This window comes from Agrobacterium sp. 16-2014-1-2a (assembly GCF_053522705.1).
This window is the reverse complement of record NZ_JBNWBX010000005.1, coordinates 358777-382043: the sequence shown is the minus strand read 5'-3', so window position 1 is coordinate 382043 and position 23267 is coordinate 358777. Positions and strand designations below refer to the sequence as shown.

23 protein-coding genes are annotated in these 23267 nt (G+C 58.3%); 15 read left to right on the top strand and 8 right to left on the bottom strand.

The annotated features are described in order from the left end of the window. Positions 1–382 precede the first annotated feature (382 nt). From hrpB to ACQZ45_RS17710, 3 genes are all read left to right on the top strand, one after another. The gene (hrpB, locus tag ACQZ45_RS17720) at positions 383–2869 is read left to right on the top strand and encodes an ATP-dependent helicase HrpB (protein WP_113291799.1); all 2487 of its coding nucleotides are present in this window, start codon (positions 383–385) and stop codon (positions 2867–2869) included. A 29-nt stretch (positions 2870–2898) separates the two neighbouring features. After that, positions 2899–4206: an ActS/PrrB/RegB family redox-sensitive histidine kinase gene (locus tag ACQZ45_RS17715; protein WP_080581007.1), complete on the top strand. Its 1308-nt coding sequence runs from the start codon at positions 2899–2901 to the stop codon at positions 4204–4206. Positions 4207–4273: 67 nt separating this feature from the next. Further along, positions 4274–4858, top strand: a complete 585-nt coding sequence (locus ACQZ45_RS17710; protein ID WP_003516258.1) for an ActR/PrrA/RegA family redox response regulator transcription factor — start codon at positions 4274–4276, stop codon at positions 4856–4858. A gap of 59 nt (positions 4859–4917) precedes the next feature. Here ACQZ45_RS17710 and ACQZ45_RS17705 read toward each other — a convergent pair whose 3' ends face one another. Next, positions 4918–5403, bottom strand: coding sequence for an MmcB family DNA repair protein (locus ACQZ45_RS17705; RefSeq protein WP_013635204.1), 486 nt, complete (start codon positions 5401–5403; stop codon positions 4918–4920). Positions 5404–5586: 183 nt separating this feature from the next. Here ACQZ45_RS17705 and ACQZ45_RS17700 point away from each other — a divergent pair, with 183 nt between their 5' ends. Beyond that, a complete protein-coding gene (locus ACQZ45_RS17700) occupies positions 5587–6288 on the top strand; it encodes a L,D-transpeptidase (protein WP_003516268.1) in 702 nt (233 codons plus the stop codon). A gap of 152 nt (positions 6289–6440) precedes the next feature. On the opposite strand, the gene ACQZ45_RS17695 is transcribed toward ACQZ45_RS17700, so the two are convergent. The 4 genes from ACQZ45_RS17695 to hslV all read right to left on the bottom strand — a co-directional run bounded on the left by ACQZ45_RS17695 (position 6441) and on the right by hslV (position 11804). Beyond that, a complete protein-coding gene (locus ACQZ45_RS17695; RefSeq protein ID WP_448742388.1) occupies positions 6441–8609 on the bottom strand; it encodes a malate synthase G in 2169 nt (722 codons plus the stop codon). Between the two features lie 121 nt (positions 8610–8730). After that, positions 8731–9696 carry a DUF1402 family protein gene (locus ACQZ45_RS17690; protein WP_003516272.1) on the bottom strand — a complete coding sequence of 322 codons (966 nt, stop codon included), beginning with the start codon at positions 9694–9696 and terminating at the stop codon, positions 8731–8733. A 188-nt stretch (positions 9697–9884) separates the two neighbouring features. Then, positions 9885–11192, bottom strand: a complete 1308-nt coding sequence (gene hslU / locus ACQZ45_RS17685) for an ATP-dependent protease ATPase subunit HslU (RefSeq protein WP_003516274.1) — start codon at positions 11190–11192, stop codon at positions 9885–9887. Positions 11193–11279: 87 nt separating this feature from the next. Beyond that, on the bottom strand, positions 11280–11804 hold the full coding sequence (gene hslV, locus ACQZ45_RS17680; RefSeq protein WP_003516283.1) for an ATP-dependent protease subunit HslV: 525 nt from the start codon (positions 11802–11804) through the stop codon (positions 11280–11282). 203 nt (positions 11805–12007) lie between these two features. On the opposite strand from hslV, the gene hisB reads away from it, so the two are divergent. The 7 genes from hisB to coaA are packed head-to-tail and all read left to right on the top strand — an operon-like array spanning position 12008 to position 16630. Continuing rightward, the gene (gene hisB / locus ACQZ45_RS17675; RefSeq protein WP_003516285.1) at positions 12008–12604 is read left to right on the top strand and encodes an imidazoleglycerol-phosphate dehydratase HisB; all 597 of its coding nucleotides are present in this window, start codon (positions 12008–12010) and stop codon (positions 12602–12604) included. Between the two features lie 23 nt (positions 12605–12627). After that, positions 12628–13122 (top strand): DUF2628 domain-containing protein, encoded by a 495-nt coding sequence (locus tag ACQZ45_RS17670; RefSeq protein ID WP_003516287.1) that lies wholly within the window; start codon positions 12628–12630, stop codon positions 13120–13122. Position 13123: 1 nt separating this feature from the next. Further along, on the top strand, positions 13124–13774 hold the full coding sequence (hisH, locus tag ACQZ45_RS17665; RefSeq protein ID WP_003516289.1) for an imidazole glycerol phosphate synthase subunit HisH: 651 nt from the start codon (positions 13124–13126) through the stop codon (positions 13772–13774). A 1-nt stretch (position 13775) separates the two neighbouring features. After that, complete coding sequence (hisA, locus tag ACQZ45_RS17660) at positions 13776–14519, top strand: 1-(5-phosphoribosyl)-5-[(5-phosphoribosylamino)methylideneamino]imidazole-4-carboxamide isomerase (protein ID WP_113291801.1); 744 nt, start codon at positions 13776–13778, stop codon at positions 14517–14519. Further along, positions 14516–15292, top strand: coding sequence for an imidazole glycerol phosphate synthase subunit HisF (gene hisF, locus ACQZ45_RS17655; RefSeq protein WP_003516294.1), 777 nt, complete (start codon positions 14516–14518; stop codon positions 15290–15292). The genes hisA and hisF overlap by 4 nt, the downstream gene beginning before the upstream one ends. A gap of 16 nt (positions 15293–15308) precedes the next feature. Then, complete coding sequence (locus tag ACQZ45_RS17650) at positions 15309–15632, top strand: phosphoribosyl-ATP diphosphatase (protein WP_003516295.1); 324 nt, start codon at positions 15309–15311, stop codon at positions 15630–15632. Continuing rightward, positions 15629–16630: a type I pantothenate kinase gene (gene coaA, locus ACQZ45_RS17645; protein ID WP_448742387.1), complete on the top strand. Its 1002-nt coding sequence runs from the start codon at positions 15629–15631 to the stop codon at positions 16628–16630. Before ACQZ45_RS17650 ends, coaA begins: the two co-directional genes overlap by 4 nt. A 48-nt stretch (positions 16631–16678) precedes the next feature. On the opposite strand, the gene lysM is transcribed toward coaA, so the two are convergent. The 3 genes from lysM to ACQZ45_RS17630 all read right to left on the bottom strand — a co-directional run bounded on the left by lysM (position 16679) and on the right by ACQZ45_RS17630 (position 19372). After that, positions 16679–17128 (bottom strand): peptidoglycan-binding protein LysM, encoded by a 450-nt coding sequence (gene lysM, locus ACQZ45_RS17640; RefSeq protein WP_003516300.1) that lies wholly within the window; start codon positions 17126–17128, stop codon positions 16679–16681. Positions 17129–17214: 86 nt separating this feature from the next. Further along, positions 17215–17649, bottom strand: coding sequence for an alternative ribosome rescue aminoacyl-tRNA hydrolase ArfB (gene arfB, locus ACQZ45_RS17635; protein ID WP_003516303.1), 435 nt, complete (start codon positions 17647–17649; stop codon positions 17215–17217). A 112-nt stretch (positions 17650–17761) separates the two neighbouring features. Continuing rightward, the gene (locus ACQZ45_RS17630) at positions 17762–19372 is read right to left on the bottom strand and encodes a phosphoenolpyruvate carboxykinase (RefSeq protein WP_003516305.1); all 1611 of its coding nucleotides are present in this window, start codon (positions 19370–19372) and stop codon (positions 17762–17764) included. A 339-nt stretch (positions 19373–19711) separates the two neighbouring features. Here ACQZ45_RS17630 and chvI point away from each other — a divergent pair, with 339 nt between their 5' ends. From chvI to ACQZ45_RS17610, 4 genes are all read left to right on the top strand, one after another. Next, complete coding sequence (gene chvI / locus ACQZ45_RS17625) at positions 19712–20440, top strand: two-component system response regulator ChvI (protein ID WP_113291878.1); 729 nt, start codon at positions 19712–19714, stop codon at positions 20438–20440. Positions 20441–20492: 52 nt separating this feature from the next. Beyond that, positions 20493–22283 (top strand): two-component system sensor histidine kinase ChvG, encoded by a 1791-nt coding sequence (gene chvG / locus ACQZ45_RS17620; protein WP_013635194.1) that lies wholly within the window; start codon positions 20493–20495, stop codon positions 22281–22283. Continuing rightward, positions 22273–22737 carry an HPr kinase/phosphorylase gene (locus tag ACQZ45_RS17615; RefSeq protein WP_013635193.1) on the top strand — a complete coding sequence of 155 codons (465 nt, stop codon included), beginning with the start codon at positions 22273–22275 and terminating at the stop codon, positions 22735–22737. The genes chvG and ACQZ45_RS17615 overlap by 11 nt, the downstream gene beginning before the upstream one ends. 125 nt (positions 22738–22862) lie before the next feature. Continuing rightward, positions 22863–23264 carry a PTS sugar transporter subunit IIA gene (locus tag ACQZ45_RS17610; RefSeq protein WP_003516318.1) on the top strand — a complete coding sequence of 134 codons (402 nt, stop codon included), beginning with the start codon at positions 22863–22865 and terminating at the stop codon, positions 23262–23264. Positions 23265–23267 lie beyond the last annotated feature (3 nt).

Here is a 23267-nt window from a genome sequence, read left to right as displayed (position 1 = left end):
TGATTTCTTTAGAACGAAAGACTTCGTCGCCAGCAGCGCCGCCGCCCTCGTTCAGTGAGCGGACTTATAAGAGATCACCCTCAAACAAGTCAACACACCTATCGTCAAAAAACTGACATTTTTGCTAAACATATGAAAATAAAAGATAGTTTCAAGGTGGAGCGCCAAGGAGGCATAGAAAGGACTGAATCCTCGTCCCTTTTGGCGGCACATGCGGGAACCCCTTCCCACCCTTCACGACAGATAGCTTGCGAAGAACCGCAATTTTGCCGGAAGAGCTCTTGCGAAACCCTCTCCGCCGGCTGTCAAAGCACCGGGCCGTGCTTTAGAAACGGCAGAAGAGACGCTTAGACATCAACCCGATTGCCCCAGGCCTGTTTGCATGACCAGAACGCCAGCCCATATAAAGATCGATCTGCCCGTACTTCCCGTCAGCGACGTTCTGGCCGAGATTGCCCAAGCGTTGGACGGGTCAAAGCGTGCCGTTCTCTCGGCTCCGCCGGGTGCGGGCAAAACAACGCTGGTGCCGCTTCATCTCCTGCGTGAGGAATGGCGGGGCGACGGCAAGATCATTCTTCTCGAACCACGTCGGCTTGCCGCCCGGGCCGCGGCTGGACGCATGGCTGATCTTCTTCAGGAGAATGTTGGAGAAACCGTCGGCTATCGTATGCGGCTCGACAATCGCATCTCCTCAAGAACCCGGATTGAAGTGGTGACTGAGGGTGTCTTTGCCCGGATGGTTCTGGACGACCCGGAACTTGCCGGCGTTTCGACGGTGATTTTCGACGAGTTTCACGAACGTTCACTCGATGGCGATTTCGGACTGGCACTTGCGCTCGACGTTCAGGAGGGACTGAGAGACGATCTGCGCATCCTCGTGATGTCCGCCACCCTTGATGTGGAACGCATCAGTGCGCTGATGGGCGATGCCCCTGTCATTGAGAGCCTCGGCCGCACATATCCAATCGACATACGCTACGAGGACCGCTGGCAGGGTGTGCCTGTCGAAGCGAAAGTCACAAAGGCGATTACCGAAGCTCATGCATCGGAAACAGGCTCCATTCTTGCCTTCCTTCCGGGGCAGGCAGAAATTACTCGCACGGCCAACCGGCTGGAGGGGCGTTTTTCCGACGATACAGATATCATCCCGCTTTACGGCAATCTTTCGCAAAAGGAGCAGGATGCGGCGATCAAGCCGGCACCGGCCGGACGGCGCAAGATCGTGCTTGCCACATCGATCGCAGAAACATCGATCACCATAGACGGCGTGCGTGTGGTGATTGATAGCGGGTTGCAGCGACTACCGGTTTTCGAACCGGCAACGGGAATCACGAGACTGGAGACAGTGCGGGTTTCGCGCGCCTCCGCCGACCAGCGGGCGGGCCGAGCCGGACGAACGGAACCCGGCGTTGCGATCCGCCTGTGGCATCCGGGACAGACGGCAGCGCTCAACGCCTTCACGCCACCGCAAATTCTGGCGAGTGATCTTTCCGGCTTTGCACTCGACCTCGCTCATTGGGGCGTTCATGATCCTTCCGCGCTTTCATTTCTGGATGCCCCTCCCGAAGCGGCATTGAAGGAATCGATCGCGCTTCTCAAAAATCTGGGCGCACTCGATGAAAGCGGCGCGCTCACACGACGCGGCCACCTGATGCGCAGCCTCTCACTACCGCCACGGCTTGCGGCAATGGTAATTGCAGCGGGGAGCGAAGGCGCGGGAAAAAAGGCGGCGATGCTCGCTGTCATGCTGACGGAACAGGGACTGGGCGGAACCAACATTGATCTCGATGAAAGATTGCGGCGCTTTCTTTCCGAGAGAAGCGAAAGGGCGCAAGCGGCGCGCAAGCTGGCGTCTAGACTTCTAGATGCGATCGGCGATGCGCAGACTATGAATGAACAGCCAAGCGAGGCTGGCCCCTTGCTGCTGCACGCCTATCCGGACCGGATTGCGCTTCAGCGAGGAGCGCGCGGTCGTTATGTGATGGCGAACGGCCGGGGTGCAGAACTTGCCGAAACCGAGCGGCTGGCGGCGAGCAGGATGCTGGTGGTTGCCGATATTACGGGGCGTGCGGCACAGCCGCGCATCCTTTCCGCAGCAAGCATCGAGCGTACCGATATAGAAGAGCGGATGCCGCATCTTATTGTGCAGCAGGACCAGCTGCTGTTTGACAAGGCAAGCGGTCAGGCGCGTGCACGCCGCGTCACGCGCCTAGGCGCCATCATCCTCGACGAAACGCCCCTGCCCCGCCCGGAGGGTGAACAGGCGGCGCAGGCACTTGCCAACGGCGTTCGGGAATTTGGTGTCGGAATTCTTCCGTTCACAAAAGAAACCCAGCAGTTGCGCGACAGGATAGGCTTTCTGAATGCCAGCATCGGCGACCCCTGGCCGGATGTCAGCGATGCTGCATTGCTTTTACGGCTGGATGAATGGTTCGTGCCCTTCCAGCACGGCGCCCGCAGCCTTCAGGATATCCGGCCCGGCAGCCTTTCCGAGGGACTTTTAGCCCTGGTGCCTTATGAGGTCGCACGCGATCTCGGCAGGCTTGCGCCAACGCATTTCGAAGCGCCGACGGGCCAGCGGCATCCTATTCGTTACGATGCCAGCGAACCGACGCTTTCCATTCGTGTGCAGGAGCTTTTCGGGCTGACGGCTCATCCCGCCATCGCGCAGGGGCGGTTGCCGCTGCTGTTGGAATTGACCTCGCCGGCGCACAGGCCGATACAGACGACACGCGATCTTCCGGGTTTCTGGGCAGGATCGTGGAAAGATGTGCGGGCGGACATGCGCGGGAGGTATCCGCGCCATCCATGGCCTGAGGACCCGGCATCGGCATTGCCGACCAGCCGCGCAAAACCGCGCGGAACGTGATGACGATGAAAAGCACAAAGGAGATGAAGGTGGCTGGCCATCCGATCGAAACAACAAGGCTTGGCCGCGCCAGCCGCAGGATAAGGCTGCAAACCATCGTATGGTTGCGCTGGCTGGCGGTGGCCGGGCAAAGTGCGACGATCCTGCTTGTTGCTTTCGGCTTGAACTTCCCACTGCCACTTCTGGCTTGCAGCCTTTTGATCGGTGCACTCGCGCTTGCCAACCTGTTTCTCACTGCGCGTTTTCCCTCCACCTATCGTCTGGAGCCCTGGGAAGCGACATTGCTGCTGGCATTCGACCTGCTGCAATTGACGGCGCTCATCTACATCACCGGTGGTCTTTCCAATCCTTTCGCACCGCTGATCTGCGTGCAGGTCATCATCGCCTTCGCCTCGCAGCCGCTTCGGCACTCGCTTATTCTGCTCGCCTTTGCCGTCATCTGCTCGACGGCAATCGCTTTTTCGCCGTTTCCGGTTCCGTGGTATCCCGGTGAGGTGCTGCCGATCCAGCTTCTGCTGCATGTGGGCACCTGGGTCGCGATCATTGCCACGACCTCTTTCGCGGCCTTTTATGCCTATCGAGTTTCGCACGAGGCCAATCAGCTGGCCGATGCGCTGGCTGCGACCGAACTGGTGCTGGAGCGGGAAAAACATCTCTCGCAGCTAGACGGTCTGGCCGCCGCTGCGGCACACGAGTTGGGCACGCCGCTGGCGACAATCAGCGTCGTCGCCAAGGAAATGGAACGGGAACTCGGAAATGATGAAAGGTTTGGCGAAGACATAGCGCTGCTGCGCAGCCAGAGCGAAAGATGCCGGGATATTCTGCGCCGCCTTACATCACTTTCCACCGATGATGAGGAGCATATGCGCCGCCTGCCGCTCTCCTCGCTGATTGAGGAGGTGATGGCGCCGCACCGGGAATTCGGCATCCGTCTCGATCTCGTCGAAAAGAACAACCGGATCGACGAGCCGGTTGGCATCCGGAATGCCGGCGTTATTTACGGGCTGGGCAATCTCATCGAAAACGGCGTGGACTATGCGCGGGAAAAAGTGACCGTGACCGTGGAGTACGATTCGCAGAATGTCGCCGTCACCATTGAGGATGATGGACCGGGTTATGCCCATGACGTGCTTGCCCGCATTGGTGAACCCTATGTGACCGAACGTCACAACGATACCCGGGCGGGAGGGCTGGGACTCGGGCTTTTCATTGCAAAGACATTGCTGGAACGCTCCGGCGCAACCGTTACCTTCGAAAATCGCGGTTTGAGCGGAACAGGAGCGCGGGTCACAATCGTCTGGCCTCGAGCGCTTATGGACGATAAAAGAGACCGTTGACTTTACCATCCACGTGGAAGCGGCGATAAGAAGAAAAAGCCGACTAAGTTGCCGAAAGGCCTGAGACATGACGACAGAAGACCAGACCCCCATCAGCGCGACAACGGATGACGACGACCCGATCGGAGCTGACAGATCGCTGCTGATCGTCGATGACGACGGTCCCTTCCTGCGCCGGCTTGCCCGGGCCATGGAAACACGCGGATTTATCGTCGATACCGCCGAGACGGTCAGCGAAGGCATTGCCCGTTCCAAGGCTGCGCCGCCCAAATATGCGGTCGTTGATTTGCGGCTTACGGATGGCAATGGTCTCGAGGTCATCGAAGCCATCCGGCAGTACCGGGACGATACGCAGATTGTCGTCCTGACGGGCTACGGCAATATCGCAACCGCCGTTACCGCCGTGAAGCTTGGGGCGCTGGATTATCTTGCCAAACCGGCCGATGCGGACGATGTCTTCAATGCGCTGACGCAGCGCAAGGGTGAAAAGACTGAAGTGCCCGAAAACCCGATGTCGGCCGACCGGGTTCGTTGGGAGCATATTCAGCGCGTTTATGAAATGTGCGAGCGCAACGTCTCGGAAACCGCCCGCCGGCTTAACATGCACCGGAGAACGCTGCAGCGCATTCTGGCGAAACGCGCGCCGAAGTAGAGCATTTACAGTACAAGTGAGAAGCGGTTTTACGTCTGGATATGGTCTGAAACCGGGCATCACTCTCCGAAGCTGCGCCCGGTCGTCCACTCCGCCAGCATCAGCCGGGTTGCAGCGGTTCTCGAGAAATCCAGCATCACCGATTTGCGGGTTGCGGGCGGTAATTTATGCTCCGGCGCATCGCGAAGCATATGGGCGCCATAGCCATCCGACAGGATAAGCCCACATTCTTCCGGAAAGATTTCGACCGGCACTTCCGGATGGGTGGCAAAAAAAAGCCGGTCGCAATGCAGGCGGTATTCCGGCCATTTGCGATCGACGCGGAAGTCCTCGATCGAGGATTTGATTTCGATAATCCAGATTTCACCCTTTGCCGAAAGGCTGATGAGATCGGCCCGTCGTCCGCTTGCAAGCGGCAGTTCCGGCAAAACCGAATGTCGCATCTCGTGCAAAAGCACCTGAACGCCGCGGCGCACCAGCATCGCCTTGTCCGACTGGCGACCGTCGATTAACGGATTATTGTTGGTAAGCGAAAGAATAGTCATGGATAAAGGCTACTGAGGCGTTTGGCCTATTGTTGCAAAAAGGCAATCAACCGGCAATTTTAAAGTCACATTCGTCCTGCAGCAGCGTATCGGCTTGCCAAGAACGGCTTAATGGAAAATAACCGATTTATCCAATTAAGCCTACTCCTTCGCACAATTTGGCGAATTTTCCGCGAGAACGATATGCGCATCCGTACCTCATTGACTGCACTCGGTCTGACGGCAGCACTGGCTCTGGCCGGCTGCGCCGAAACCACATCCCAATCATCCGGCCAGGTAGCGGCGTCAGTGCCGGTCGCTAACCCGGTTCCGGCAAAGGTCGAAACCGTCCAGATCTTCAACGATGTTTACGGCCCTGTGACCGACGCGGGCTATGCGCTGCCCGCCATCCCGATCAATCGTGTGAACGAGAAGTTCCGTCGTCAGATCGTCGAATTCCAGAATAACGAACGGCCGGGCACGATCATCGTCAATACGCGTGAGCGTTTCCTTTATTATATCCTGCCCGGCAACCGCGCAGTTCGTTACGGCATCGGCGTTGGCAAGGCTGGTTTTGCCTGGGCCGGCGAAGCCTATGTCGCCTGGAAGCAGGAATGGCCGATGTGGCATCCGCCGAAGGAAATGGCTGACCGCAAGCCGGAAGTCGCAAAGTATGTCGAGGCAGGCATGGGTCCGGGTCTTTCCAACCCGCTCGGCGCGCGCGCCATGTATCTCTTCAACGAAAAGGGACAGGACACGCTGTTCCGTATCCACGGTTCGCCTGAATGGGCATCGATCGGCACCGCCGCCTCTTCCGGCTGCATCCGCATGATCAACCAGGACGTCATCGACCTCTACAGCCGCGTCCGTCCCGGTCGCAGCACCAAGGTTGTCGTGATCCAGTAAGATCAGATAACAGACAAAGAAAAAGCCGCCGTGGAATTCCCGGCGGCTTTTTTGTTTCTGGAGCATTCCCAGTAAAAGTGCATAGCGGTTTTAAGGTAGAGCACGTCGAACATTCCGTTCAGACAAGACGTGCTCTGGAGTGCCTGTCGGCCTCAAGCTGCCTGCTTCGCCTTCAGTTCGAGGCGACGGCGGTGCAGAACCGGTTCCGTATAACCGTTAGGCTGCTCCCGGCCTTTCAGCACAAGTTCGACGGCGGCCTGAAAAGCGACCGATCCTTCAAAGTTGGACGCCATCGGCAGATAGGCCGGATCTCCGGCATTTTGGTTATCGACCACGGCGGCCATACGTTTCATGGTCTCAACGATCTGCTCTTGCGTAACCACGCCATGGCGCAGCCAGTTGGCCATATGCTGCGCGGAGATGCGCAGCGTGGCGCGGTCCTCCATCAGTCCGACATTGTTGATGTCAGGCACCTTGGAGCAGCCGACGCCCTGATCGACCCAGCGCACGACATATCCCAGAATACCCTGCGCGTTGTTGTCGAGTTCGCGCTGGATTTCCTCGGGCGTCCAATTGGGACGCGGCACGACCGGCACCGATAGAATATCGGAGAGTTTTGCCCGGCCCCGGCTTTTCAGGTCGTCCTGAACGGCTGCGACATCGACCTTGTGATAATGCGTGGCATGCAGCGTCGCAGCCGTGGGTGAAGGTACCCAGGCGGTGTTGGCGCCTGCCTTTGGATGCGCGATCTTCTGCTCCAGCATGGCGGCCATCAGGTCAGGCATGGCCCACATGCCCTTACCGATCTGCGCATGGCCGGAAAGGCCGCATTCCAGACCGATATCGACGTTCCAGTTCTCGTAAGCCGCAATCCAGGCCGCCTGTTTCATATCGCCCTTGCGGATCATCGGACCCGCTTCCATCGAGGTATGAATTTCGTCGCCCGTGCGGTCGAGGAAGCCGGTATTGATGAAGACGACCCGGTCTTTTGCCGCGCGAATGCTTTCCTTGAGGTTGACCGTGGTGTGGCGTTCCTCGTCCATGATGCCCATTTTCATGGTGTTCGGCGCCATGCCGACAAGCTTTTCGGCCCGCGTGAAAATCTCGTTGGCGAAGGCGACTTCCTCCGGCCCGTGCATCTTCGGCTTGACGACATACATGGAACCGGCACGGGAATTCTGGCGACGGCCGGAGGGGCCGACATCGTAAAGCGCAATCAGCGCTGTGACGACGGCGTCCATGATACCTTCCGGCACCTCGCGGCCATCCTTGTCGAGGATCGCCGGATTGGTCATGAGGTGACCGACATTACGCACCAGCATCAGGGAACGCCCCGGCAGAGTAAGTGCTCCACCATCGGGGGCGGTGTAATAACGATCCGGGTTGAGACTACGCGTGAAGGTGTTACCACCCTTGGAAACCTTCTCCGTCAGGTCGCCGCGCATCAGGCCAAGCCAGTTGCCATAAACCAGCACCTTGTCCTCGGCATCAACAGCGGCAACGGAATCCTCGCAGTCCATGATGGTTGTCAGTGCCGATTCGAGAATGACATCCGAGATGCCCGCCTTGTCACCCTTGCCGATTTCCGTCGAGGGATCGATGACGATCTCGGTGTGAAGACCATTCTTGCCAAGCAGGATCGTTGCCGGCTTTTCCGCATCGCCGGTAAAGCCCTTGAATTGCTCGGCATCTTTCAGGCCCGTTTTGCTGTCACCGATTGCAAGCTGCAAGAGGCCGTCAACGATCTTGAAGCCGGTCACATCCGACCAGCCTGCCGTTTCGAGCGGAGCTGATTCGTTGAGGAAGTTCCGCGCCCAGGCAATGACCTTTTCGCCGCGTTTCGGATTATAGCCCCTGCCCTTTTCCGCACCATCGGCGTCAGAAATGGCATCCGTGCCGTAAAGCGCATCGTAAAGCGAACCCCAGCGGGCATTGGCGGCGTTCAGCGCATAACGGGCATTCATGACCGGCACGACAAGCTGCGGGCCTGCGACAGCGGCAATTTCCGAATCGACGTTGCTGGTTTCGACCTTGAAGCCGGGTCCTTCCGGCAGCAGATAGCCGATTTCCTTCAGGAAGCCCTCATAGACATCAAAATCCGTCGGGGCGCCATTCTGCCGGTACCAGCCATCCAGTTTTTCCTGCAAGGCGTCGCGCTTTGCGAGCAATTCACGATTCTTGGGGGAAAGCTCGTGGACGATGGCCGAAAAGCCTTCGAGGAAGGTTTCTGCATCAAGACCCGTGCCCGGCAGAACGTCATCCGTCAAAAAAGCATAAAGCCTGTCATCAATGGAAAGACCGAATTTATTGGTGCGGCTCACATGCGCCTCCTCTTTATCTCAAGGGCGCAGATTGGACGCTGAGGCAGGCGCTCGTCAATTGCGAGAGGCAACCAAATATTATTTCCGTTTTGGAAAGAATGCCGACGATAATCGTCTTTTTCTACAAAAGCGCCTGCAAATCCTTGATGCGATCGTTCACCAGCCAGCCGTAATAGTTTTCTTCCGGCAAAAGCGGCTGTTCCCCCCCTGCGGCGCGCTGACGATTTTTCTGGGCGAGAGCGGCAGCGCGCTGCGCGGATCCGCCGACATTATAAAGCGTGGACGTTACACCAGGATTTTTGGAAACATCCATGTCGGCAATCGACCTGTAGTCGTCGATCGATTTGCGGATGGAAGCTGCCATAAAGGCGAGCGAGCGATCCGGGTCCATGATGGCGGTATAAACGGCGGTCGCATCGTTTTCGTCGAGCTTCTCATAACCTGAGGTTTTCGACACCATGTCGGACAACATCAATGCCGTGAGCGGATTGATCTGGCCGAGACCGAAGGTCTGTCCGGCATAAAAGGGCTGGAAAAATACAGCGCTGAAACGATTGTTCGGATAGGCAACGCCATCTACCGTCTTGCCGCGGAAGCTGTCGTCCCAGACGTCTTCCCGACAGTTCCAAAGGCTATAGGAATCCTTTTTCGACTGGCACCTGGCGAATTGCGAATGCGTCAGAAACTGCGCGATGGTTTCGTCCTTGTAGCCGAAACGGAAGCTGCTGCCGGCATAGGAGGCGGCCTTGACGTAGTAGGATTGCAGGCGGTCATAGGCGTCGACGTTATAGGTATGCTCGCCGACAATCGCCCCGATCATGTGGATCGGATCGATACCGTAGCGCCCGGCGGTAGACTTGATCTTGCCGATCAGTGCCTTGTCGGAAGACAGGAGGTCGATCACCTTCTGGTATTTACGCTCGAAAGACGTATTGGAACCCTTGGTTCGACGTGCGGAAGCCCCCGGAATGCCCGGCTGTTCGGCATTGCGATTGCCAGGCGGGACGACCGTCGCGGCCTCGGCATAAGAAGACGAGACGACGGTGAACGTCAAAGCGGCGGCAAATGCCAGAAGAGTTTTGCGCACGAGCGAATGCCTTTTCTCAAGCCGACCTCTCCCGAACCAAGAGAAAACCGGACCATTCCATAAAGCGGTTCCAACCGGAATGCAGCCTTTCCCATAAACAAAAAGGGGGCTGAATGCGAGACAAGGCCGTAAAATAAAAGAGTGCGGCAAATGTGGCCGCACTCTCGTGTCTTTGCTCTCCAAGATATTCAGAGAATATAGCGGGACAAATCCGTATCGGCAGCAAGATCGCCGACGTGCTTTTTGACATATTCCTGATCGATCTTGACGGCAGAGCCACCACGATCCGGTGCGTTGAAGGAAATCTCGTCGAGAACACGCTCCATCACCGTCTGCAGGCGGCGCGCACCGATATTCTCGACCGACGAGTTGAGATGAACGGCCACGTCGGCCAGAGCGTCGATCGCATCGTCCGTGAAGTCGAGATCGAGTTCTTCCGTCGCCATCAGCGCCTTGTACTGGCGGATGAGGCTTGCTTCCGTCTCGGTCAGGATACGGCGGAAATCCTCTTTCGTCAGCGGCTTCAGCTCGACACGGATCGGCAGGCGGCCCTGAAGCTCCGGCAGAAGGTCGGACGGCTTTGCCACATGGAACGCGCCGGAAGCGATGAACAGAACGTGGTCGGTTTTCACCGGCCCGTATTTGGTCGAGACAGTCGTGCCTTCAACGAGCGGCAGAAGATCGCGCTGCACGCCTTCACGCGAGACGCCGGCACCCATGCCGCCATCGCGCGCAGCAATCTTGTCGATCTCATCGAGGAAGACGATGCCGTCATTTTCCACCGACTTCACCGCTTCGCGCTGGATCATGTCATTATCGAGCAGCTTGTCGGATTCGTCGCGAACGAGATCGGTATAGGATTTCGAGACGGTGGTGCGCACCTTCTTGGTACGTCCGCCCATCGCCTTGCCGAACATTTCCGACAGGTTGAGAACGCCGATATTGGCGCCCGGCATGCCGGGTATTTCAAAGCCGGGCATGCCCGAACCGCTGTCGGCCACTTCGATGTCGATTTCCTTGTCGTCCAGCTCGCCATCGCGCAGCTTCTTGCGGAAGCTCTCACGTGTCGCGGGTGACGCGGTCGATCCGACCAGTGCGTCGAGCACCCGCTCTTCGGCGCTCTGATGCGCCTTGGCCTGTACTTCCGCGCGCTTCTTTTCACGCACGAGGCCAATGCCGATCTCGACCAGATCGCGGATGATCTGCTCGACATCGCGACCGACATAACCGACTTCGGTAAATTTGGTCGCTTCGACCTTGATGAAGGGCGCGCCGGCAAGCTTGGCGAGACGGCGCGAAATCTCCGTCTTGCCGACACCGGTCGGTCCGATCATCAGGATGTTTTTCGGCATCACCTCGTCGCGCAGGCTCTCATCGAGCTGCTGGCGACGCCAACGGTTGCGCAGCGCAATCGCGACCGCACGTTTCGCATCATGCTGGCCGATGATGTGGCGATCCAGTTCCGAGACAATTTCCCGGGGAGAAAAAGTGGTCATTCTGTCCTCTCGGCTTTCCTGTTCCGGCCGGCCATTCTGGCCCGGCCCACAGGACCCTTGGGTGAGAAATGGGGGTGAGAAATATGCTTACTCGGCGTCGAGGGTCTCGATGACGAGGTTATGGTTGGTGTAAACGCAGATATCGGCGGCGATATCGAGCGACTTGCGCGCCACCTCCTCTGCCGACTTGTCCGTATCCATCATGGCGCGGGCAGCGGCAAAGGCGTAGTTGCCGCCGGAGCCGATGGCGATCGCGCCATGTTCAGGTTCCAGCACGTCACCATTACCGGTGATGGCGAGTGTCGTGGATTTGTCGGCCACCAGCATCATGGCTTCGAGGTTGCGCAGATATTTATCCGTGCGCCAGTCCTTTGCAAGCTCTACGGCCGCGCGCATGAGCTGACCGGGATATTGCTCGAGTTTCTTTTCGAGACGGTCGAGCAGCGTGAAGGCATCCGCCGTTGCGCCGGCAAAACCGGCAATCACTTCACCCTTGCCAATGCGACGAACCTTGCGGGCATTGCCCTTCATGACGGTCTGGCCAAGACTTACCTGACCATCGCCAGCCATGACGACCTTGCCGCCCTTCCTGACTGTAATAATCGTTGTCATCAAACACCTGTCTGCCCTACCGGGCCTGCGGTTAACGGGCCGGCATCCGGCCCTTCTGGGCATCTATGTAAGTTTGCTTTTCACGATTGCAAATCCTGCCCGCACTGCACTGTTTTGCGCAGATCATGCAAGACGATGGAACAACTGGATATTTGTGTCTCGTGCTGATAAGGAACGGCGACATTTTCACGGAGCGGCCACAGATGGCAGAACGTAAAGGCGAGATCATCCGCAAGACCAACGAAACCTCGGTTTCGGTGCGCGTGGATATCGACGGCACCGGCAAGTCGACAATTTCCACCGGGGTGGGATTTTTCGATCATATGCTGGACCAGCTGAGCCGCCATTCGCTGATCGACATGGATATCGAGGTTCAAGGTGACCTGCATATCGATGATCACCATACGGTCGAAGATACCGGCATCGCCATCGGCCAGGCCATCGCGAAGGCGTTGGGTGACAGGCGCGGCATTACCCGCTACGCCTCGCTCGATCTTGCCATGGATGAGACGATGACCAAGGCTGCCGTGGATATTTCCGGCCGTCCCTTCCTTGTGTGGAATGTCAACTTCTCCGCGCCGAAGATCGGCACATTCGACACCGAGCTTGTGCGCGAATTCTTTCAGGCGCTGGCCCAGAATGCCGGCATCACGCTGCATATCCTGAACCATTACGGCGCCAACAACCATCATATCGCCGAAACATGCTTCAAGGCCGTTGCCCGCGTTCTTCGCGCGGCAACCGAGATCGACCCCCGGCAGGCAGGCCGCGTTCCCTCGACAAAGGGCATGCTGGCCTGACCGCCAAAGCTGTCAGGAAGCCCATGACAAGCTATCTCGTTCTGGAAGCCCCCAACGGGCCGGACAGGGACCACAAGACGACCCGCTTCATAGCAGACCGTTTCGTCTGGCTGGCACTTATTGCGCCCTGGCTGTGGCTGGCCGTAAACCGGCTGTGGCTGGCCGCGATCGTCGTATTTGCAGTTCTCGTTCTGGCCGGTTGGGCATCAATGTTACCCGGATTCGAACCAGTGGGCATTTTGTGCAGCGTCACCATTGCCCTCATCACTGCACTGGAGGGGCGCGATTTTCTCGTCCGGCACCTGATAGGCAAGGGCTGGAGGATGACTTCGGTCATTTCCGCCCCTGATCTTTCGAGTGCCGAAGAGATATATTTCTCCGATCTTTCCGAAAATACCGAGCCGTCGGGACAGCTGTCGCAGCCGGTATGGACCCCCTCGCCGCAGAAGAGCGGTGATAAAAACTTCGTCAACGATCCCTCCGGATCGTTTCTTTTCGACTTGAATGGAAGGCGCTGACATGCGCGTCGCGATCATCGACTACGGTTCTGGCAACCTGCGTTCGGCCACCAAGGCTTTCGAGCGCGCCGCCCGCGAAGCCGGCATCAATGCAACCATTGACCTGACCGATAAGCCGGATCACGTCGCATCTGCGGACCGCATCGTCCTGCCAGGCGTCGGCGCCTATGCCGATTGCCGCGCCGGTCTCGAAGCTGTGCCCGGCATGCATGAGGCGCTTATCGAAGCCGTCGAGAAAAAAGCTCATCCCTTCCTCGGCATCTGCGTCGGAATGCAGCTGATGTCTTCGCGTGGTCTAGAAAAGACTGTCAGCACGGGGCTTGGCTGGATCGAAGGCGATGTCATTGAAATGACGCCCTCCGATCCGACGCTTAAAATCCCGCAGATTGGCTGGAATACGCTGGAAATCCGGCATCAGCATCCCCTGTTCGACGGTATCAGGACCGGCGCTGACGGCTTGCATGCCTATTTCGTGCATTCCTATCATCTGGCGGCGAAACATCCGGCGGATGTCATCGCCACCACCAATTACGGTGGCGCAATGACGGCTTTCGTTGGTCGCGACAATATGGCTGGCGCGCAGTTCCACCCGGAAAAAAGCCAGACGCTCGGCCTCGCCCTGATTTCCAATTTCCTGCGCTGGAAGCCCTGACATGATTCTTTTTCCCGCAATCGATCTTAAAGACGGCCAGTGCGTTCGCCTGAAACTCGGCGATATGGAGCAGGCAACCGTTTACAATACGGACCCCGGCGCACAGGCGAAGTCCTTCGAGGACCAAGGCTTCGAGTGGCTGCATGTCGTCGATCTTAACGGCGCCTTCGCTGGCCAGACGGTGAATGGCGAAGCGGTCGATGCCATTCTCAAGGCCACGACAAACCCGGTGCAGCTTGGCGGCGGCATCCGCACTCTCGATCATATTGAGGCGTGGCTCAGCCGTGGGCTTGCCCGCGTCATTCTCGGCACCGTGGCGGTACGCGATCCCGTTCTGGTTATCGAAGCCTGCAAGCGTTTCCCCGGTCAGGTCGCTGTCGGCATCGACGCTAAAGGCGGCAAGGTTGCTGTTGAGGGCTGGGCGGAAGCCTCAGAACTCGGCGTCTTCGAACTTGCCAAACGTTTCGAAGGTGCCGGCGTTGCCGCCATCATCTACACCGATATCGATCGCGACGGCATTCTGGCTGGCATCAACTGGGCCTCGACACTCGAACTGGCAGATGCCGTGTCGATCCCCGTCATCGCCTCCGGCGGCCTTGCTTCCATCGAAGACATCAAGCGCATGTTGCAGCCGGATGCCGCAAAGCTAGAGGGCGCAATTTCAGGCCGCGCGCTTTATGACGGGCGCATCGATCCTGCCGAGGCGCTCGCCCTCATCAAGGCTGCCAAGGAGGTAAGCGCATGACCCTCAAAGCCCGCGTTATTCCCTGCCTCGATGTAAAAGACGGCCGAGTCGTCAAGGGTGTGAACTTCGTCGATCTTATCGACGCCGGCGACCCAGTCGAGGCGGCGAAGGCCTATGATGCGGCGGGAGCGGACGAACTCTGCTTTCTCGACATCACCGCCTCGTCCGACAATCGCGACACGATTTTCGACGTGGTATCGCGCACGGCCGACCATTGCTTCATGCCGCTGACCGTGGGCGGCGGCGTCCGCGCCGTGGCTGACATCCGCAAGCTGCTTCTCTGCGGTGCAGACAAGGTCTCCATCAATTCCGCAGCGGTGAAAGATCCTGATTTCGTCGCGCAGGCTGCCGACAAATTCGGCAACCAGTGTATCGTCGTCTCCATCGACGCCAAGCGGGTTTCGAAGGATGGGGAAGACGGCCGCTGGGAGATCTTCACGCATGGCGGACGTCAGCCAACCGGAATCGACGCCGTGGAATTTGCCATCAAGATGGTCGAACGCGGTGCCGGCGAATTGCTCGTCACCTCGATGGACCGCGATGGCACCAAAAGCGGATACGATATCGGCCTGACACGCAGCATTGCCGATCAGGTTCGCGTGCCCGTCATCGCCTCGGGTGGCGTCGGAACGCTGGATGATCTGGTAGCCGGCGTTCGCGATGGCCATGCGACCGCGGTGCTTGCCGCTTCCATCTTCCACTTCGGCACCTATTCGATCGGGCAAGCCAAGAGCTACATGGCCGAGCATGGCATCGCCATGCGTCTCGACTGATTGCAGGAACCTTTCCATGAGCGCATTTTCCCTTTCCGATCTGGAACGCATCGTCGCGACACGCGCCGCCGCCTCTCCCGATGAATCCTGGACGGCCAAACTTGTTGCGGCGGGCCAGGAACGTGCGGCGAAAAAACTGGGCGAAGAGGCTGTTGAGGCCGTGATCGCCGCCATCGCGAAAGACCGCGACGGGCTGAAAAACGAAGCCGCCGATCTGCTTTATCACCTGCTGGTGGTGTTGAAGATCGCCGACATTCCCCTTGCCGACGTGTTTGCCGAGCTGGAGCGCCGGACCGGACAGACCGGACTTGCGGAAAAGGCAGCGAGGCCGACATCATGAATGTCAAGGCAGGCAGCGGGGAGAGAGGCATGCCGAGCACACTCGATCATTTCCGCCCGGATGAATATTCGCCCTATCACTTCTTCAGCTCGGAAGAATGGGCAAAGTTTCGCGCCGACACACCACTCACCCTTTCCGCCGACGAGGTCAAAAGACTGCGTTCGCTGGACGACCCGATCGATCTGGACGAAGTGCGGCGTATCTATCTGTCGCTGTCGCGCCTGCTGTCATCGCATGTGGAAGCATCGCAGCTGCTGTTCGAACAGCGCAACCGCTTCCTGAACATGGCGGATGTCAACAAGACGCCCTTCGTCATCGGCATTGCCGGGTCGGTGGCGGTTGGAAAATCGACAACGGCGCGTATTTTGAAGGAGCTTCTGGCCCGCTGGCCTTCCAGTCCGAAGGTCGATCTCATCACCACCGACGGGTTTCTTTACCCGAACGAGGTGCTGCGGCGCGAAAGCCTGATGGAGCGCAAGGGCTTTCCGGAAAGCTACGACATCGGTGCGCTGCTGCGTTTCCTCTCGGCGATCAAGGCAGGCCAGCCGAATGTGAAGGCGCCACGCTACTCGCATCTGACCTATGACGTGCTGCCGAACGAATTCACTGTCATCGACCAGCCGGATATCCTCATCTTCGAAGGCATCAACGTGCTGCAATCACGCGACCTGCCGGCGGGCGGGCGGATCGTGCCGATCGTTTCCGACTTCTTCGATTTCTCGATCTACATCGATGCGGATGAGGACTTCATTCACAACTGGTATGTGAACCGGTTCATGAATCTGCGGCAAACCGCCTTCCGAGACCCGAATTCATTCTTCAATCGCTATGCGTCGATCAGCGAAGAGGCGGCGCTCAGCATTGCCGAGGGCCTCTGGCAGAACATCAACCTGAAGAACCTGCGCCAGAACATCGTGCCCACGCGTCCACGCGCCGATCTTATCCTGCGCAAGGGCAAAAACCACCTGATCGACACGGTTGCGCTTCGCAAATTGTGAAAGATGCCGCAAAAGCGGCATCTCCATCGCAGCGGTTAAAATCCGTTATTAGGCAAGGTCAGGGATGCGCAGAACCTGACCGGGATAGATTTTATCGGGATGGGTCAGCATCGGTTTGTTGGCTTCGAAGATGATGTTGTTCTTGCCACCATTTGCCTTGCCGTACTGGGCTTCAGCGATCTTCCAGAGATTATCGCCCTTCTTGACCGTGTAGAAAACGGGTTCCTTCGCCGGCGCTTCTGCCACCGTCAGTTCGCCGGCCTCGACCTTGGAAATGCCGAGCGTATTGCCAACGGCGATGACCGCTTTTTCGAAAATCGACTGGTCGGCCACTTCGCCCTTCAGAACGACCTTATCGTTCACCACCTCGACCTGAACCTTGTCGGTGCCGAGATCGTGGGAAGCGAGTTCTTTTTTGACGGCTTCGACATCGGGCGCATCATCTCCACCGATACCAAGCTTCTTTCCCGCTTCCTTGATGAAATTGAACAGACCCATAGCACCCTCCTTGGTTGTAGGAGATTTACCAGACGATATCTGAAGGTCTATGACAAGTGCGAAACATTTTGCCATCCAGCTGCGACCTAGTCGCCTGATGGCTTGCCACGCATTTTCTTGACATCCGACCGGCCGGATTTCGCCTTGAGGCGGCGCTCGACGGAACCCTTGGTCGGCTTGGTAGCCTTGCGCACCGGCGGCGGCGGCGCTGCCGCTTCAAGAATCAGTTCCTTCAGCCGTTCACGCGCGTCTTCGCGATTGCGCTCCTGGCTTCGAAACCGGCTCGCCTCGATCATGAGCACGCCTTCTTTCGAAACACGCCGCCCGCCCAGACGCAGCGCATTCGCCTTCACCCGGTCCGGCAGGGAGGGAGAATTGGCGATGTCGAAAAACAGCTGAACCGCCGTCGAGACCTTGTTGACATTCTGGCCACCCGGCCCGCCGGCCAGCACGAATTGCTCCGTCAGCTCCCAGCCGGCGATGGTAATTCGGTTGCTGATGTAAAGCGGGGCGCTGGCCATGTTTTTTCTCCGCGCCGGTGATGCCACAGATCGGGAAAAATGAAAACAAGGGACGAAACGAAAGAACCCGGCACAAGGCCGGGTTCCCCTCCTCCTCATAAACGAGGCTTATTCATTCTGCCGCGAGCAGCAGTCCCGGTGCTGCATCGCGCACCTTGCTGTCGACGTGATCTTCGAACTTGGTGAAGTTCGTAACGAACATCGACACAAGCTTCTTCGCCTGCGCGTCGTAAGCTGCGCCGTCGGCCCAGGTCGAACGCGGGTCGAGGATCGCGGCATCGACGCCTTCCAGCGACAGGGGCACAGCGAAACCGAAATTCGCATCGGTGCGGAATTCGGCACCCTTCAGCTCGCCGGTGAGGGCTGCCGTCAGAAGCGCGCGGGTCGCCTTGATGGGCATACGCTTGCCGATGCCGTAAGCACCGCCGGTCCAGCCGGTGTTGACCAGCCAGCAGTCCACGCCATGCTTGCCGATCAGCTCACGCAGCAGGTTGCCGTATTCCGCCGGGTGGCGCGGCATGAAGGGTGCGCCGAAGCAGGTGGAGAATGTAGCTTCTGGCTCAGTCACGCCCTTTTCCGTGCCGGCAACCTTTGCCGTGTAGCCGGAAAGGAAGTGGTACATGGCCTGTTCCGGCGTCAGCCGGGCAATGGGCGGCAGCACGCCGAAGGCATCCGCAGTCAGCATGATGATCGTCTTCGGATGACCGGCAATGCCCGTTTCCGATGCATTCGGAATGAAGTGTAGCGGATAGGCACTGCGGGTGTTTTCCGTCAGCGAGTTGTCGTTGAAATCCGGAACACGGTTTTCGTCCAGCACGACGTTTTCGAGAACGGTGCCGAAACGGCGGGTCGCGGCATAGATTTCCGGCTCGGCTTCGGCCGACAGCTTGATTGCCTTGGCGTAGCAGCCGCCTTCGAAATTGAAGATGCCGTGTTCGCCCCAGCCGTGCTCATCGTCGCCGATCAGCGTACGCGACGGATCAGCCGACAGCGTGGTCTTGCCGGTGCCGGACAGGCCGAAGAACACGGCGGAATCACCCTCGGGACCGACATTGGCCGAGCAATGCATCGGCATGACGCCCTTGGCCGGCAGCAGGTAGTTCAGCACCGTGAAGACCGACTTCTTGTTTTCACCGGCATAGGAGGTACCGCCGATGAGGACGAGACCATTGGTGAGATCGCAGGCGATGACGGTTTCCGAACGGACGCCGTGACGCGCCGGATCAGCCTTGAAGCTCGGCAGATTGATGATGGTCAGCTTCTGTTTGAAGCCTGCCAGTTTCTCCCGCTTCGGGCGGATGAGCAGGTTGCGGATGAACAGCGAATGCCAGGCAAGCTCAGTGACGACACGGGTCGACAGGGCGTTCTCTTCATCGGCACCGCCGATCAGATCCTGAACATAGAGCGTCTTGCCGGCGGCGTGCGCAAGCATGTCCTGACGCAGCAGCTCGAAGTTTTCCGGCGACAGCGGCTTGTTGTTGTCCCACCAGATAGTGTCTTCGGTGGAAGCGTCGCGGACGACGAATTTGTCCTTCGGAGAACGGCCCGTATGCTGACCGGTAACGGCACGAAGTGCGCCATCCGCCGTCAGCTCGGCTTCGCCGTTGCGGATCGCCTCTTCGTACAATTCGCTTTCGTTGAGGTTATAAAAGACGCGGGAGGCCTCGCCCAGTCCGAGTTCCGCAACTCCATTGGCAGGATTATGAACCCCAAGCTCGTTCATGACGCGTTCCTTGTAAATGACGATAAGGCCGTTGAAATTTTCACGGAAAATACGTGGCGGCTTTTAGAAACGCAAGAGTGAAACTTTAAATAACTTAGTGATTTCAATATATTAATCGATTTAAAAGATTTTATTTCTTTTTAAATCGGTTGAAGACGCATTAGAATCCAGCTGCGGCGTTTTCCCGGAATTGACCTAGTCACACCAGGCGATTTGGTTGTGAGTTTTCCTTTGCCACAATTTGTTCCACCTTTATACTCATGAGAGTGGCTCGCGGCGCGCAACCTTGGCTGGGTGGATGTCGGGAGTTACGAGAAAATGACGATGGAGACCAACTACATGCAGACGATCGCGCTTGTCGACGACGACCGGAATATTCTCACTTCGGTATCGATCGCGCTCGAAGCCGAAGGCTACCGGGTCGAAACGTATACGGACGGCGCCTCCGCGCTTGACGGACTGATTGCCCGTCCGCCGCAGCTCGCCATTTTCGACATCAAGATGCCGCGCATGGACGGCATGGAGCTTTTGCGGCGTCTTCGCCAGAAATCAGATATTCCGGTTATCTTCCTGACCTCCAAGGATGAAGAGATCGACGAATTGTTCGGCCTGAAGATGGGTGCTGACGATTTCATCACAAAACCCTTCTCGCAGCGCCTTCTGGTGGAACGCGTCAAGGCCATCCTGCGCCGCGCCAGCAGCCGCGAGGCTTCCGTTGCGACCGGCGGCAGCACGCTGAAGCCGACGGCTGATCAACAGGCGCGCACGCTCGAACGCGGCCAGCTGGCCATGGATCAGGAACGCCACACCTGCACCTGGAAGGGCGAGCCGGTGACGCTGACCGTTACCGAATTCCTTATCCTGCATTCGCTTGCACAGCGGCCAGGCGTGGTGAAAAGCCGCGACGCGCTGATGGATGCGGCCTACGACGAACAGGTCTATGTTGACGACCGCACGATCGACAGCCACATCAAGCGCCTTCGCAAGAAGTTCAAACTGGTCGATGGTGACTTCGATATGATTGAAACGCTTTATGGCGTAGGATATCGCTTCCGCGAAGCGGCTTGAACGAGCCGCAATCGGGAGAGACCACCGGAATTGTGGTGGCGAGGACATAGACTTGTTGAAGAAAACGCCGGAAACCGTCTCGGACAGTGACGATGCCGAAGATCGCGGCAGCGAACGCCGCCATCGTATCCATCCGCTGACGATCGTCCGACGCATTTTTGGCAATGCGGTGTTTTCCAGCCTCACGCGCCGCATCCTCTTCTTCAACGTGGCCGCGACGGTCGTTCTGGTCGGCGGCATTCTCTACCTCAACCAGTTCCGCGAGGGGCTGATCGATGCGCGGGTGGAAAGCCTTTTGACGCAGGGCGAGATCATCGCCGGCGCCATCTCGGCCTCCGCCTCGGTGGATACCAACTCCATCACCATCAATCCGGAAAAGCTGCTGGAATTGCAGGCGGGGCAAAGCATCACGCCCGCCCCCAATGACGAGGACTTGAGTTTCCCGATCAATCCGGAACGGGTGGCGCCGGTGCTGCGCCGGCTGATTTCGCCGACACGGACCCGCGCTCGGCTTTTCGATGCCGATGCCAACCTGCTTCTCGATTCCCGCCATCTCTATTCCCGCGGCCAGGTCCTGCGCTTCGATCTGCCGCCGGTGACGCCGGAAACCCAGACCTGGGGTGAATGGTTCACCAGCATGTTCAACCGCATGCTGCAACCGAGCAGCCTGCCGCAATACAAGGAAGCGCCAGGTGGCGACGGCTCGATCTATCCGGAGGTGATGAATGCGCTGACCGGCGTGCGCGGCGCAGTCGTTCGCGTTACCGAAAAGGGTGAGCTGATCGTTTCGGTCGCCGTGCCGGTGCAGCGCTTCCGGGCCGTGCTCGGGGTTCTGCTCCTGTCCACGCAGGCCGGCGATATCGACAAGATCGTGCATGCGGAGCGCCTTGCCATCATGCGCGTGTTCGGCATCGCCACGCTCGTCAACATCGTACTTTCCCTGTTGTTGTCCTCCACCATCGCCACGCCGCTCCGGCGGCTTTCGGCGGCTGCGATCCGCGTGCGTCGCGGAGCGAGAACCCGCGAGGAGATACCGGACTTTTCGGCGCGTCAGGATGAAATCGGCAACCTTTCCATAGCGCTTCGTGAAATGACGACGGCGCTCTACGACCGTATCGACGCAATCGAAAGTTTCGCCGCCGATGTCAGCCACGAGCTCAAGAACCCGCTGACTTCGCTGCGCAGCGCCGTGGAAACACTGCCGCGTGCCAAGACGGAGGAGTCCAAACAGCGGCTGACCGAGATCATCTTCCACGATGTCCGCCGCCTCGACCGCCTCATCAGCGATATTTCGGATGCCTCGCGGCTCGATGCCGAACTGGCGCGTGTCGATGCATCGCCGCTGGATCTCGACGTTCTTATGAAGGGTCTGGTGGATATCTCCCGCCAGATCAGCACAAAGAAAAAGAGCGTGGCGATCGACTATGTCGCCGACCGGAAGGCGGGAGCCAAAACCTCCTTCGTCGTGAACGGTCACGACCTTCGCATCGGGCAGATCGTCACCAACCTGATCGAGAATGCGCGCTCTTTCGTTTCCGAAGAAAGCGGCCGCATCACCGTGCGCCTTTCCCGTCACAAGGACCGCTGCATCGTGCAGGTGGAAGACAATGGTCCGGGCATTCAGGCCGAGGATATCGACCGGATTTTCGAGCGCTTCTACACCGACCGACCGGCAAGCGAAGGTTTCGGCCAGAATTCCGGCCTTGGCCTTTCCATCAGCCGCCAGATCGCCGAAGCCCATGGCGGCAGCCTCAGGGCAGAAAATGTCGTCGACAAATACGGCGTGATATCAGGCGCGCGCTTCACCCTGTCGCTGCCGGCGGCCGAAACCCATGAACGCTGAACGCTTCAACCTGCACGCAACCGCCATTGTCGTCGACAACACCGGCATTCTCTTCACCGGACCGTCCGGCAGCGGCAAAAGCGAGCTTGCTTTCAGCTTTCTGACGGAGGCGCAACGGTGCGGATTGCCGGCGGCACTGATCGCGGATGATCAGATTTTCGTGTATCGCGACGGCGAAAACATTATCGCCGAGCGGCCGGAAGCGATTGCCGGACTACTGGAATTGCGCGGCAGCGGTATCGTTAACGTCAACAGCGTCCCGAGCGCCGGACTAAATTTCGCCGTTACGACAGTTCTTTCACCGGAAAATCCAAGACTTCCGGAAGATGACGAGGTGTTGTTGCTGCCCTGCGGCGGGCATCTTCCGCTTCTGCGTATTCCGCTTTCCAGTCTTACGCCGTATGGAAAATTTGCTGCACTTGCTCAAAATCTTTTTAAAACGAACGTGAAGTGACCACGATTCAGGCGATTTTAGGCTTGCGATTCGCATTTTCCTCATCAAGATGAAATCCCACCGATGGACAGGATTGCCGCGTTGCGATAGTCGGCAATGAGAGTGCGTGTGCAAGGGAGCATTTCATGATCGGACTAGTGCTTGTCACCCATGGCAAGCTGGCTGAGGAGTTTCGCCATGCGTTGGAGCATGTCGTCGGTCCCCAGAAATTGATCGAGACGGTTTGTATCGGTCCCGAAGACGACATGGATCAGCGCCGGCAGGATATCATCGACGCCGTTACGCGCGTCAATGATGGAAATGGCGTCATTATTCTGACGGATATGTTCGGTGGTACACCGTCCAATCTCGCCATCTCCGTCATGAACAACGGCAATGTCGAAGTCATCGCCGGGGTCAATCTTCCCATGCTGATAAAACTCGCAGGCGTTCGCAGCGAAGACAACATGGACAAGGCGCTCCAGGACGCATCCGACGCCGGTCGCAAATACATCAACGTCGCCAGCCGCGTTTTAAGCGGCAAATAAGAA

What these genes read in the sequence shown, in the direction of transcription:
- chvI (WP_113291878.1), top strand. Translation starts at nt 19,712, where the DNA reads ATGCAGACGATCGCGCTTGTCGACGACGACCGGAATATTCTCACTTCG.
- ACQZ45_RS17700 (WP_003516268.1), top strand. Translation starts at nt 5,587, where the DNA reads ATGCGCATCCGTACCTCATTGACTGCACTCGGTCTGACGGCAGCACTG.
- ACQZ45_RS17670 (WP_003516287.1), top strand. Translation starts at nt 12,628, where the DNA reads ATGACAAGCTATCTCGTTCTGGAAGCCCCCAACGGGCCGGACAGGGAC.
- ACQZ45_RS17650 (WP_003516295.1), top strand. Translation starts at nt 15,309, where the DNA reads ATGAGCGCATTTTCCCTTTCCGATCTGGAACGCATCGTCGCGACACGC.
- ACQZ45_RS17710 (WP_003516258.1), top strand. Translation starts at nt 4,274, where the DNA reads ATGACGACAGAAGACCAGACCCCCATCAGCGCGACAACGGATGACGAC.
- hslU (WP_003516274.1), bottom strand. Translation starts at nt 11,192, where the DNA reads ATGACCACTTTTTCTCCCCGGGAAATTGTCTCGGAACTGGATCGCCAC.
- hisA (WP_113291801.1), top strand. Translation starts at nt 13,776, where the DNA reads ATGATTCTTTTTCCCGCAATCGATCTTAAAGACGGCCAGTGCGTTCGC.
- ACQZ45_RS17705 (WP_013635204.1), bottom strand. Translation starts at nt 5,403, where the DNA reads ATGACTATTCTTTCGCTTACCAACAATAATCCGTTAATCGACGGTCGC.
- ACQZ45_RS17630 (WP_003516305.1), bottom strand. Translation starts at nt 19,372, where the DNA reads ATGAACGAGCTTGGGGTTCATAATCCTGCCAATGGAGTTGCGGAACTC.
- lysM (WP_003516300.1), bottom strand. Translation starts at nt 17,128, where the DNA reads ATGGGTCTGTTCAATTTCATCAAGGAAGCGGGAAAGAAGCTTGGTATC.
- ACQZ45_RS17615 (WP_013635193.1), top strand. Translation starts at nt 22,273, where the DNA reads ATGAACGCTGAACGCTTCAACCTGCACGCAACCGCCATTGTCGTCGAC.
- ACQZ45_RS17610 (WP_003516318.1), top strand. Translation starts at nt 22,863, where the DNA reads ATGATCGGACTAGTGCTTGTCACCCATGGCAAGCTGGCTGAGGAGTTT.
- hrpB (WP_113291799.1), top strand. Translation starts at nt 383, where the DNA reads ATGACCAGAACGCCAGCCCATATAAAGATCGATCTGCCCGTACTTCCC.
- hisB (WP_003516285.1), top strand. Translation starts at nt 12,008, where the DNA reads ATGGCAGAACGTAAAGGCGAGATCATCCGCAAGACCAACGAAACCTCG.
- arfB (WP_003516303.1), bottom strand. Translation starts at nt 17,649, where the DNA reads ATGGCCAGCGCCCCGCTTTACATCAGCAACCGAATTACCATCGCCGGC.
- hisH (WP_003516289.1), top strand. Translation starts at nt 13,124, where the DNA reads ATGCGCGTCGCGATCATCGACTACGGTTCTGGCAACCTGCGTTCGGCC.
- hisF (WP_003516294.1), top strand. Translation starts at nt 14,516, where the DNA reads ATGACCCTCAAAGCCCGCGTTATTCCCTGCCTCGATGTAAAAGACGGC.
- coaA (WP_448742387.1), top strand. Translation starts at nt 15,629, where the DNA reads ATGAATGTCAAGGCAGGCAGCGGGGAGAGAGGCATGCCGAGCACACTC.
- hslV (WP_003516283.1), bottom strand. Translation starts at nt 11,804, where the DNA reads ATGACAACGATTATTACAGTCAGGAAGGGCGGCAAGGTCGTCATGGCT.